The sequence below is a fragment of the Nonomuraea fastidiosa genome, assembly GCF_042751225.1.
Taxonomy (GTDB): domain Bacteria; phylum Actinomycetota; class Actinomycetes; order Streptosporangiales; family Streptosporangiaceae; genus Nonomuraea; species Nonomuraea fastidiosa.
This window is the reverse complement of the sequence record NZ_CP170570.1, coordinates 7,991,466-8,003,104: the sequence shown is the minus strand read 5'-3', so window position 1 is coordinate 8,003,104 and position 11,639 is coordinate 7,991,466. Positions and strand designations below refer to the sequence as shown.

The window sequence follows — 11,639 nt, the reverse complement described above, 5'->3', positions numbered from 1 at the left end:
CAGCTCCGCCATGGCCATGTGCGACCGTGCGGCCAGGGACGCGAAACTCCACGACTGGCCCGCGGAGATCTGCGCGGAGACCAGTACGCTGAGCCAGCGAGGACTGGTCCGCCTGACCAGTCGTGACCAGCGCGTCATACTGCTCGCCTCCGACACCCGCAAGGGGATCTCGGCCGCGTTCTGCGTGGCCTACATGATCGCAGCAGGCGACGGCAAACGGATCCGATACCTCTCCGGGCCCACGTCCGAGATCGAAGCCAGCGAGTTCCGAGGCGTGATCCATCCAGGAACGGTCACGATCGTCCGACTGCCGGGGCTTCCGCATGACCTCGATCAGGCGGTGGGAGCCATCGGCCATGTCCTGCGAGCAGCGCACCTGCTCAATGAGCCCTTGGAAGTGCACCTGACCGGCGGGTTCAAAGTAACGCTGCTGCACACCCTGGCCATGACCGAGATCGTGCACTCGATGGCCCCGAAAACAACGTCCGCCTGGTACACCTTCGAAGACCACAACGGCGGTGCGACCAGGATCAACCTGCGTCACTTCCCCGAGCCCTTCCCGAAGCTCATGCGAGCCGAACTGCTGCGGGTCAAGAAAGGCCACCCCCCGAGCAACGACCTGAATCCCTTCCATACCGGCGTCGCCTGGGAACAGGACAGCTCCGGCTGGAGGCTCAACGACTTCGGACGTGGTTACCTGGCCGTCCTCGGCGAAGAGGGAGTGTCCGGTAACAACGACGGTGCGCGATGAGCGCGCTCGCCGACCTGATTCGCCTGCCGGGCGAGACCTGGGACGATCACGAGCCCGTACCGGAACTCGCCAGCGGCACGGATCTCAGTGACGCCTTGCTGGGCCCTTCGTCCGATCAGCGGATCGAGGCCTGGCGGAAGGTGTTCGCCGGCCAGACAGGCGGCGCTCTGTGGAGGTTCTTCGCCTTTCACCCCGGTCACGCGGCACGTGCGTTCCGTGTCCGCGACGAACCGTGGCAGATCATGGTCGAGGAGGAACCTCATCTGCTCCGCTGGCGTACGTACGTCGAAATATACGAGGCCTGGTACGCGCTCGCGATCAACAAGGAAGTACCCGTTCTCGTCGAGCGGGACGCGAAACTCGGCGCGGCCTTCCTTATACGGACCCGATGGCTTCTCCTCTCAGCTCCATTCCGTCAGAAGCTGATGGGCGAGCAACTGCTCGACTCGGGCATCGAACGAGCTCGGCAGGCGCGCGAAGAATGGCTGACGGTGCTGGAGAACATCCACGAGCACCCCAGCCTTGAGAGCCGCCTCAACGTCGAGGACGAGGCCATCGATCTCACCGCTGTGGAGATCAGTCAAGCCGCACTCGGCACTGGCCGCTCACCCGAAGACCCTCCGCGCGCCGGCATCGCCGGCACGGTCGTCACCCGCATCCTCCTGCCCCGATTCGCCTGGCACGCCGCACTGCGCGTCCTGTACCGGCTGCACGGAAAACGTCTTGCCCTCGGCATGTGCGCCGCGGCATTCATCCTCCTGCTCGCCACCGGGGCCGTACTGACCGCTGGCTTCGGTGTCTGGATGGACGGGTACACCGCCGGCGCCCTGCTGGGCCTGTGTGCATACGGCCTCATTGCCGTCTGGTCGGCGTTCGAACCTGCCTTCAGCTGGCTATGGCTGCTCCGGCAACCGGCCAGCTCCGCCGTGGGCCTGCTCGGACTGTCCGCACTCCATCCCGACTGGTGGTCCAAGTCCTCCAACGCGACGATCATCACTGCGAGCATCCTCCTGGCGATCGGCTTCGGATACCTCCTCATCGAGGCCGGAAATCATGGTGTTCCGCGCCGTTCCCTCGCCAGCCGGGTCGGAGCCGTCAGCGCCTTCGGGTTCGGTCACGCCGCGCTGGTGAGCATCATCGGCCTCCGCTTCGTGGTACCGGCCTTCAACGAGCACGCGGAAGGGGCCGGCGGCACGACGGTGAGCATCGCATGCTGGTGGACACCGGAAAAGTGCGCCCCCCTGCTCGACCCCGTGAATCCATGGGTGATGGTGCTGACCGCCACAGCATGGAGCTTCGTCTCAGGCGTCTTCCTGCAGATCCTCTGGGACGACCGGCCCATCACCGCGCCCCTTGCCCATGTCTCCTGGCGAAAGGCCGTCTGATGACCTGGCACTCCTTGCCGTTGTCCACGGTGACCAGGGCCTTCCTGGGCCGCTATCCCCGCGTCGGCATGCGATCAGGGCAGATGATGTTCCCGATCCCCAGCTTGCGCGGCACCCTCGCGTACTGGCTGCGCGCCCTGGCCGGCCCCTACGTCGGAGACGACATCACCGAGCTCTTGCGCGCCGAGGCCGAACTCTTCGGAGCGGCCTCGGACGGTTCGTCGCGTCCCTCGCGAATCCTGCTCCGCGGCAACAGGATCAACGTCGGCGCGCCGGAAGCCAAAGGAGATCTCGCCTACCTGATGGGCCCTGGCCTCACCACCGACCCCAAACCCCGCCAACTGCCCCCATGCAGCCTGCCACTCAAGGTCAAAAACGATGGCTCCGCCCTGCACACCGACCTGTTCCTGAGCGCACTGTGGGCGCTGCGCACGTTCGGCGGCATAGGCGCCCGCGCTCGGCGCGGATTCGGAACCCTGGCGTTCAATCAGTCGACCAGACTCGAGCTGCAGGCGTCCGCTTTCGATCGACAGTGGCTGATCCGGAACAGCCATACCGACCTTCCGCACGTGCTCGCGTGCGTCGCCGAGGCACTGAAGGAGCTGGGAATACGCAAAGGAACCTTCTCCGGCCAGCCGCATTATCCGTGCTTCGCCGAAGGGTGGTATCGCGTCGAAGACCATCCGATGAACATCCGCGGGCAGGACACGGACGCCCTTGCGTCCCTCGGAGAGCTGCTCAAAGCCTTCCGCCATCAAACAGACCCTCGCGGCAACGGAAAGCTCCCGAATACCGCCGGATACCGAGAGGTAGCCAGGCCGTATGCGAATGGGACTGCTCCAACAGGGGTGTTCAACGCCGGCGCGCTCGGTCTGCCTGTCGTCTACACCGTCCACGGCCACTCCGAGTCGGTCACCGTCGAACCCGTCACCGCCGATGGAACCCCGGCACGCCGTGCCTCACCCCTCTGGCTCCGAGTCACCAACGGCCGCGGTGGCTGGCTGCTGCGCTCCCTCGCCTTCCACGCCGAATGGCTTCCGGAGGACATGAAGCTTCGGGTCAAAAAGGGGAGCGGAGGCGTCGGCCGTCGACCTGCTCACGTTGAGAGACCAGATGAGGACGCTGTCAAAGCCGAACTTGATGACTGGTTCGCCTTCACCGCAGAGCACCTACAGAAGTCTGACAAGGTTCAGTGAGCCGCATGCAACGACCTTCGTACAGAAGCTATCGCCAACCGCCGAAAAGGGCTCGGATGGCGCATCGCATACCCGCAGGTCACAGGCTACATGTAACGCAGGGTCGCCATCCGCCACCCCTTCCGATCATTCCGATGGCTCGGCCCGCGCGATGATCTACAAACTGGCAGGTCGCCGACCTTAGAATCTGGCTGCCATCGCAAACCCCCGCCCGACTCCGAGGGCATGGCAGTGTGATCGCGCAGCGGTGTGCATACACGTAAGTTATGAGTGTCGCAGTTTCCGCCCGCTTTCAGGGGCGACACGATGGGCCTCATGTACAGTTTGAGGGGTGGAATATCAAGTGAAGGTGTTGGTGTTCCGGCTAAGAAGTGAAGAAGGTTGTGCGATAGATGCTCGCAAATTGCATGGCCTTGCATGTAACCTCTTCGAGGGAAATGGTGGTCATCGGTCTCAGGTGAAGCCTTTTGCCGTTTGGCCGTTGAGCCGGGAGGCGAAGGACCGTGATGAGACGATGACCCTTCGATGCACTTGGCTGCGTGACAGTGCGCTTCCGTTCGACCCCGCGGCACTGTCGACGGTTCGCTTGGGAGCGCGGATGTGCTCTGTGGTCGGATACGAATGCCACGAGGAGTCATTCGACTCGTTGGCCAAGAGGCCGGCGGTGGCTGACGCAGTCTTGACGTTCCTGTCGCCGGTGTTCTTTGCCGCGAACGGTCGGCGGAGTATCCTTCCGGATCCGCGACTCATCCTCGGGGGATACCGGCGGCGCTGGAATGAGGCGCTTCCCCCGGATTCGCCGTACTGGATCGAGGATGAGCTGTGGATGGCCACTCACCGGGCGACGGAGTTGCACTCGTACGATTTGCGGACAGTCAAGTGTGATGGCGGGCATGGCCACGAAGTGTCAGGTTTTGTGGGGATGGTTCGTCTTCGTGTGTTGTCGGACGAGGTCAAGGAGACCTTCGGCAGGCTTGTGCGTTTCGCGTCCTACTGCGGAACAGGGGCCCGCACCACGTACGGCTTCGGCGCCACGACGGTGACGTTCCTCGGGGGTCGGGATGGGTGAAATTACCGCCAGGGCGTTTACCGAGCAGAATCTTTTGAATGCGTGGCATGAAGTGCGGGAGTCGGCTCTTCAGGACGGGGAGGCTGGAGCGGAGGTCGAAAGGTTCGAGGCATCCGCAGCCAGAAAGATCAGTGGCCTCGCCGAACAACTCGCTGCAGGGACGTTCGAACCGAGTCCCGTCGTGAGGATTGAGATCGCCAAACCGGGGGGTGGGGTGAGAGCCCTCGGTGTGCCAAACCTGATCGACAGGATCGTAGAACGTGCGCTCCTCCCTGAGTTGAGTGCGCTCATCGATCCACTTCTGCTGCCGTGGAGTTTTGCTTATCGGCGCGGCATGGGAGTAAAAGATGCTCTCGCATGCCTGATCGAAGCGCGGGACGCCGGTGCCACATGGGTTGCTCGGGCCGATGTCAAGGACTGCTTCGATAGGATCCCGCGATGGGAGGTGCTACGTCACCTGCGAGAAATTGTGACTGATCCGGAAGCTGTTCATCTTGTCGGCAAGATGATGGATCGCCCGGTTATCGGTGAACGGAACAGGCGGAGCAACCGGGGTCTGGGTCTGCATCAAGGCAGTGTGCTCTCCCCGTTGCTCTGCAACGTTTATCTGAATAGATTCGACCAGGCGATGCTCTCCGCGGGCTTTCGAGTGATTCGGTATGCTGATGATTTCGCGATACCGGCAAAAAATCGGGTAGAGGCGGAGCGGGCGCTGACGGCGGCAAGTGATAACCTTGCGGATCTTCGCCTGGAGTTGAATCCGGAAAAGAGTCAGGTGGTTTCTTTTGACACAGGAGTTTCTTTTCTAGGCTCGACTGTCACCTCAACGACCAGTCCTGGAGTGGACGCACTGTCGCATCCCCTCGAAACGGTTGTATACGTCGATAAGGATGGTGCGCTGCTGCGAAGCAGGGGCGACAGAATGCTCGTGGAGCATCGTGGTAAAGTCCTGTTTCGGCTCAACTTCCGTAGAGTACGGCAGGTGGTTTGCACTGGCAGGGTTGGGATGACCACGCCGTTCCTGCGCAGGGCTCTGCGGTTGGGAATCGACCTGGTCATCATCTCGGATCAGGCCGGGCCGTCCGGACGGCTCACTTCACTAGACGTTACGGATCCGACCGTCCGCCGTGCCCAGTACCGCCTCGCTGGTGACCATCGCTTAGCCAGGGCGTTCGTCGATGGGAAGATCGCTAATATGCGGACAGCGCTACTTCGTGCTGCACGCCGACAATTGGATCCATTGCTCGGGGAAGTGGCCGAAAGGTTGGCGGCGATGCGCCTGCTCCTCTCTGATGCCGACTCCCTTGAGAAGGTCATGGGATACGAAGGAGCGGCCAGCCGAGAGTATTTCCGGGCCTGGCGCCATCTCTTCGGCGAAATATGGGATTTCGAGAGTCGGCAGCGCAGACCACCGCCTGATCCAGTGAATGCAATGCTATCCTTTGGCTACACTCTGCTCGTCAATGAGGCAATCGCCGCGTTGGAGATGGCCCGACTCGACCCGGCGGTAGGGTTTCTGCATCAGTCTCGCTGGGGCAGGCCCAACCTGGCTCTTGATCTCATCGAGGAGTTTCGTCCGGTGGTGGTGGACGCGGTAACGCTACGCTGTCTGAATACAGGCATCGTCAAGCCTGAGGATTTCGACGTTGCCCCGGATGCCGGTTGCCGGATGAACGATCGCGCCCGGCGCGCGTTCCTAGCGGCTTATGAACGGCGGATGCTGACGTTGTTCACCCACGAGGCCACGGCACGACGGGTTTCCTACCGCGTAGGCCTGAGCTTACAGGCGAAAGCTCTTGCCCGCACCATCTTGGACTCCAAGAGGCCGTACCGGCCCTTGAGATGGAAATGAATTGCACTACCTGATCTGCTATGACATAGCTGACGACAGCCGCCGCGATGATGTCGCGACGCTCCTATCGGGATACGGACCACGCGTCCAGCTGAGCGTCTTTGAGTGCGAGGCAGGCTCCAAAGCGGTCATGGCTGAACTCCGCAGCAAACTAGGCGCCTTGATCGATCCCGCCGAAGACCAGATCCGCATGTATCCCCTCGGAGATCGCTCAGCCCGCGGCCTCTTGGTGATCGGCGCCCGTACGATAGAGGAACGCCAAGACTTCTGGATCATCACATGAGCGGTACAGGGCCCGCAAAAAGCGCGCCAGGAGGGCTCGGTTGGCGCATCACAAACTCCCAGCTCACAGCCCTTAGTTCTCTTAAGGTGCCCTACAAGGGGGCACGCAGAGGATCGCGCGGACGAGGTCCGCGCATTGATCTTCATATGCCCAGGTCACCACCCCTAACTAATCCGAACCCTGACAGGCCGCCGCCCGATACCGAGGGCATAGAAACGAAGTATTTGACAAGCCTGCCCTCGATGTCGCCAAGCTGACAGGCCGCCGCCCGATACCGAGGGCATAGAAACTTCTGGTTCTTCAGAGAACTCCAATCAGATCTTGATCCTGACAGGCCGCCGCCCGATACCGAGGGCATAGAATGCGAACCGGTCACACTCGGCATTGCGGCCTCAGCCGACGGCAGCGGCGTGGACACCGAGACCTACCACCCCATCGCCGCCGATGACTCCAACCCGGCCATCGCGGGACGGGTGGCGGCACGTAAGGGCGGCATGACCATCAGAGACCGGCCGTTCCTGCTCGGCGTACACCTGACCCTCTGGGTCCCCGCCCCCGACGGCGAGAGGATCGCCGCGGCCCTGCGCCGCCCGGTTTGGGGCCTGTGACTGAGACGATCCCAGGACCTCGTCCAACGTCATCTCGATCCGCGACGCCACCCTTGAGCCAGCCGGAGAACACGCCGTACACGGGGCCTACCGGGACGGCGACCAGGCGGTCTGGCTGCACTCACCGACCGCCTCCGACGAGCAGGACCAGCAGCTGTCTCAGGTCCTGGCCAAGTCCGCCAGCGGATCAGGACTGGGCAGGCCGGAACTGCTGACCGAGCACAGCAGCACCGTACGCGACGCCGCACGGACCATCGCCGACCGCATCGGCTCACCCGGCGTCCTGGCCGCCCAGCCGAGGTTCTGGTCCTGGGTGGAGACCGCCGCGCTGCTGCACGACGCCGGCAAGGTGGCCGAAGGCTTCCAACGCCAGGTCCGCCCCGGAGGAGAAAAGTGGGGCGAACGCCACGAAGTGCTCTCCCTCGCCTACGCAGACCTGCTCACCCGCCACCTGGACCCGCACGACCGCAAGATGATCGCCGCCGGGGTCGCCTTCCACCACCGGCCGCTGACCTCGCACCGCGGTAGCGACCTGCGCTCGATGTACCCGCCGGTGGCCGATTGGGAGCGCAAGTTCGGCCGCGACCCCGCCCCCGTGCCGGGCCGTCCCCGCATCCAGATCCCGGTCCCTCGCCACCGAGCCTGGCTGGCCTGGCTGGCACGACAGCTCGCCACACCGGCGCCGGACGACGACCGTCGCCTGTGGGAGCTCGCCCGCGACGCCTTCGCCCGCCTCACCACCGACTGGACCAACCCGGTCAGCGACGAGGACGGCCTGGTCGCCGTACTGCTGCAAGGCGCCGTCACTCTCGCCGACCACTCCGGCTCCGCGCACGTCCCCCTGCAGACGCACATGCCCCTGCCACGCGACTACCTGAACCGGCTGCCCACGCCCTACCCACACCAGGAACAGGCCGCCGACGTCGCACAGCACCTCATCCTCGTCTCACCCACCGGCAGCGGAAAAACGAAGGCCGGCCTGGCATGGGCCTCCCGCCAGCTCGGCGACATGCCCGGCCGGCCACGCCTGGTCTGGCTCCTGCCGTACCGGGCCTCCATCGACGCCGCCCGCGACCGCTTCATCCACCACCTCGACCCGGCCCCCGGCCAGAAGCAGCCGGACATCGGCGTGCTGCACGCCACCGCAGCACGCACGCTGCTGGCCCGAGCCGTCGCAGAGGACTGCACACCAGGAGCCCACGACGCCCGCCGGGCCCGCGCCCGCGCCGGAGCGATGCGGCTGTTCAGCCAGCGCGTCCGAGTCGCCACACCCCACCAGCTCCTGCGTGCCGCCATCGCCGGACCCCGCTACGCGAGCGTCCTGCTCGAACAGGCCAACGCCCTCATGGTGCTGGACGAACTGCACGCCTACGACCCGAAGACCTTCGGCCGCATCTGCGCCTGCATGCGGCTATGGCAGCAGCTCGGCAGCCGGGTGGCGGTCCTGTCCGCCACCCTCGCCCAACCCATGATCAACTTGATTGAGGACACCCTCGGCTCCGTCGAGATCCGCCGCGCACCCTCAGGCACCGCGCCCACCCGGCACCGCCTCGTCCTCGACGACGACCCCATCGACTCTCAGACCAGCTTGCGGCGCGTCGGCCAATGGCTCGACGAGGGCCACAGCGTCCTAGTGATCACCAACACCGTCAACGCCGCCCAGCAGGTCTTCGATCGGCTCCACCACCCCGACAAGATGCTGCTGCACTCACGCTTCCGCGCCCGTGACCGCGCCGAGATCGAACGCCGCCTCCTCTGGCGGCATCCGGAACGCAAACCGGGAGAGACCACGCCCCGCGGCGGACTGGTCGTGGCCACCCAAGCCGTGGAGGTCTCACTCTGCCTGGACTTCGACCGCGGCATCACCGAACTGGCCCCGATCGAAGCAATCGCCCAACGCGCCGGCCGTATCAACCGGCGCGGACGCCACCCGGACAGCCCGGTCGAGTTCCGCGTCCACACCCACGTCACTCCCAACCGCCCGTACGAAGAAGGCGCACTGGACGCGGCACTGACCGCCCTGCGAACCGCTCCAGGCCCCGAGCTGTCCGAAGAGACCATCGACACCTGGCTCGGCATCGCCTACGCCACCGAATGGGGCCAGAACTGGGCCGCCGAAGCCCGACGCCACCGCGACGAGTTCCACCGGGACTTCCTCACCTTCCCCGACCCCTTCCACGACCGCCGCGAGTTCGCCGACCGGCTCGACGAAGCCTTCGACACCGTCGAAGTCCTCCTCCGGCAAGACCTCGACACCTACCAGGCAGAAGCCGACAAGGACCCCCTCCTCGCGGCCGGTCTCCTCATCCCCATCCACCACAGCCAACTGGCGGCCCTCCGCACCGCAGGACGAGCCGAGTACATCCACCGCCTATGGGTCGTCGACGCCGACTACGACCCGACCCTGGGGCTGATCCTGAACCCTCAGCCCGCCGCCGCCCCGGAGACCATCCTGTGAACGACATCGGCGGCGTCCACATCAAGTACCTGCTGCACTGCCCCCGCCAGCTCTGGCTCTACATGCGCGGCTACCGGCCGGAACGACGCAGCGACGCGGTCGCCTACGGCGAAGCCGTCGACGACACCACCTACACGCGCCGCCGCGACATCGACCTCGGCGAGGCGAAAGTCGACTGGGTCACCACCGGCGCCGTCATCCACGAGACCAAGTCATCCCGCGCCCCCGCGGAGCAACACGAGGCCCAAGTCCGCCACTACTGCCTGCTGCTGGAACGACGAGGCGTCACCGTCCAGCACGGCCTCATCCATTACCCGCTCATCCGCCGCACCGTCACCGTCGCCTGGACCCCGCAGGCCCGCGCCCTCGCCGAAGACACCGAACGCGAGGCACAGACCGTGATCGCGCAGCCGACGGCCCCGCCCAGGCTGGAGCGTTCCCGCTGCCGCGGCTGCTCCTACACCGACTACTGCTGGGGAGACTCATGACCGCCGCCTCCCGCACCTACTGGCTCACCCAGCCCTGCCGCATCCGCCGCGAAGACAACAGCGTCCGCATCGAACGCGCCGACCAGACCCCCGTACGCGTCCCCATCACCGACATCCGCGACCTGGTGGCCTTCGACCACGTGGACATCAACACCTCGGCGATCTCACTGCTCAGCCGCCACGGCGTCATGGTGCACATCCTCGACCACTACGGAAACTACGCCGGCGCCATCGCCCCCGCAGAAGACACCAGTTCAGCCCACGTCCTGCGCCGCCAGATCGCCCTCACCGGCACGGACGCCACACGCCTGGAGATCGGCCGAGCCCTCATCGCAGCCACCGCAGCGAACGTCCGCTGGGCCCTGGACACCGACCTCCTCGACGCCCCGCTCACCCGCCTGACGGAACAACTCGCCACCTGTCAGACCGCAGACCAGCTCATGGGCGCCGAAGGCAACTTCCGCCGCACCGCCTGGGGCGTCCTCGACACCCTGCTGCCCGCCTGGCTCCGCCTGGAAGGACGCAGCCGCCGCCCGCCCGCCAACGCCGGCAACGCCTTCATCAGCTACGCCAACGCCATCACCTACGCCCGCGTCCTCACCGCACTCCGATGCACACCCCTGCACCCCGCCATCGGCTTCCTCCACGCCGACACCGACCGACGCCGCAACACCCTCGCACTCGACCTCGCAGAACCCTTCAAACCGCTCTTCGCCGAGCGCCTGCTCAAACGCGCCGCCGCCCAGAAGACACTGCGCCCCGGCGACTTCGAAACCGACGTCGGCAACGCCTCACTCAGCCGAGACGGCCGCAAGAAAGTCTCCGAACTCATCCGCGCCGAGCTGGCCACAACCGTCCACCACCGAGCCCTGCGCCGCAAAGTCTCCTACGAAGAGCTCATCCACCTCGAAGCCCTCAAACTCGTACGCCTCTGCCTCGAAGACGCCCCCTACAAGCCCTTCCGGCCCTGGTGGTGATGATGTTCGTCATCGTCGTCTACGACACCCTCGCCGAACGCAACCCCGCCGTGCTGCGTACCTGCCGCCAGTACCTGCACTGGGTACAACGCAGCGTCTTCCAAGGCGAGCTGTCCAACGCCCAACACCGCAAATTCGTCAGCGCGCTCAAATCCCAGATCGACCCTGGCTACGACAGCATCCTCATCTACCGCACCCAGGGACCCCACAACATCCAGACCGACCTCATCGGCCAAGCCCTCGGCAACACCGACCCCGTCCTGTGACCACCCTTCTGACCTGGGCTCTTGCACTACCGTCGGACTGCTGCAGAATGGTTGCCAAAGAATCCACCCAACATGCCTCTGACCTGGGACTTTACCCTCGGGTCGCTCATCACCCCTGGAGGGATCGCAACCGCGCGACTCACCTTTCACCTCCGTCTCATCGGCAGGTCGCTCATCACCCCTGGAGGGATCGCAACATCCAGGTGCCCGGCGTGTTCTGCGACGTCGACGACGAGTCGCTCATCACCCCTGGAGGGATGAGCGAAACGATGGTGGTCAGCCAAGTAACAGCGCATCCTAACCAGA

At 65.0% G+C, this 11,639-nt stretch carries 11 protein-coding genes and 1 CRISPR repeat array; all 11 genes read left to right on the top strand.

Annotated elements, in window-relative coordinates; genetic code table 11:
- Positions 1 to 10 precede the first annotated feature (10 nt).
- The 11 genes from ACFMQL_RS36970 to cas2 (ACFMQL_RS36920) all read left to right on the top strand — a co-directional run bounded on the left by ACFMQL_RS36970 (position 11) and on the right by cas2 (ACFMQL_RS36920) (position 11,333).
- Complete coding sequence (locus ACFMQL_RS36970) at positions 11 to 751, top strand: hypothetical protein (RefSeq protein WP_378789447.1); 741 nt, start codon at positions 11 to 13, stop codon at positions 749 to 751.
- On the top strand, positions 748 to 2,136 hold the full coding sequence (locus ACFMQL_RS36965) for a hypothetical protein (protein WP_378789446.1): 1,389 nt from the start codon (positions 748 to 750) through the stop codon (positions 2,134 to 2,136). The genes ACFMQL_RS36970 and ACFMQL_RS36965 overlap by 4 nt, the downstream gene beginning before the upstream one ends.
- Positions 2,136 to 3,332 (top strand): RAMP superfamily CRISPR-associated protein, encoded by a 1,197-nt coding sequence (locus ACFMQL_RS36960; protein WP_364070456.1) that lies wholly within the window; start codon positions 2,136 to 2,138, stop codon positions 3,330 to 3,332. The genes ACFMQL_RS36965 and ACFMQL_RS36960 overlap by 1 nt, the downstream gene beginning before the upstream one ends.
- A gap of 331 nt (positions 3,333 to 3,663) precedes the next feature.
- Complete coding sequence (gene cas6 / locus ACFMQL_RS36955; protein ID WP_364070459.1) at positions 3,664 to 4,401, top strand: CRISPR system precrRNA processing endoribonuclease RAMP protein Cas6; 738 nt, start codon at positions 3,664 to 3,666, stop codon at positions 4,399 to 4,401.
- Positions 4,394 to 6,253 (top strand): CRISPR-associated endonuclease Cas1, encoded by a 1,860-nt coding sequence (gene cas1, locus ACFMQL_RS36950; protein WP_364070461.1) that lies wholly within the window; start codon positions 4,394 to 4,396, stop codon positions 6,251 to 6,253. The genes cas6 and cas1 overlap by 8 nt, the downstream gene beginning before the upstream one ends.
- Before the next feature lies 1 nt (position 6,254).
- Positions 6,255 to 6,536 (top strand): CRISPR-associated endonuclease Cas2, encoded by a 282-nt coding sequence (gene cas2 / locus ACFMQL_RS36945; protein ID WP_364070463.1) that lies wholly within the window; start codon positions 6,255 to 6,257, stop codon positions 6,534 to 6,536.
- Positions 6,537 to 6,713: 177 nt separating this feature from the next.
- Positions 6,714 to 6,898: direct repeats of the CRISPR family, unit length 35 nt; unit sequence CTGACAGGCCGCCGCCCGATACCGAGGGCATAGAA.
- Between the two features lie 48 nt (positions 6,899 to 6,946).
- Complete coding sequence (locus tag ACFMQL_RS36940; RefSeq protein WP_378789443.1) at positions 6,947 to 7,144, top strand: hypothetical protein; 198 nt, start codon at positions 6,947 to 6,949, stop codon at positions 7,142 to 7,144.
- A gap of 31 nt (positions 7,145 to 7,175) precedes the next feature.
- The gene (gene cas3, locus ACFMQL_RS36935) at positions 7,176 to 9,602 is read left to right on the top strand and encodes a CRISPR-associated helicase Cas3' (RefSeq protein WP_378790253.1); all 2,427 of its coding nucleotides are present in this window, start codon (positions 7,176 to 7,178) and stop codon (positions 9,600 to 9,602) included.
- On the top strand, positions 9,599 to 10,090 hold the full coding sequence (locus ACFMQL_RS36930; RefSeq protein ID WP_378789441.1) for a CRISPR-associated protein Cas4: 492 nt from the start codon (positions 9,599 to 9,601) through the stop codon (positions 10,088 to 10,090). The genes cas3 and ACFMQL_RS36930 overlap by 4 nt, the downstream gene beginning before the upstream one ends.
- Positions 10,087 to 11,067 (top strand): type I-B CRISPR-associated endonuclease Cas1b, encoded by a 981-nt coding sequence (gene cas1b, locus ACFMQL_RS36925; RefSeq protein ID WP_378789439.1) that lies wholly within the window; start codon positions 10,087 to 10,089, stop codon positions 11,065 to 11,067. The genes ACFMQL_RS36930 and cas1b overlap by 4 nt, the downstream gene beginning before the upstream one ends.
- A complete protein-coding gene (cas2, locus tag ACFMQL_RS36920; RefSeq protein WP_378789437.1) occupies positions 11,067 to 11,333 on the top strand; it encodes a CRISPR-associated endonuclease Cas2 in 267 nt (88 codons plus the stop codon). The genes cas1b and cas2 (ACFMQL_RS36920) overlap by 1 nt, the downstream gene beginning before the upstream one ends.
- Positions 11,334 to 11,639: the final 306 nt, after the last annotated feature.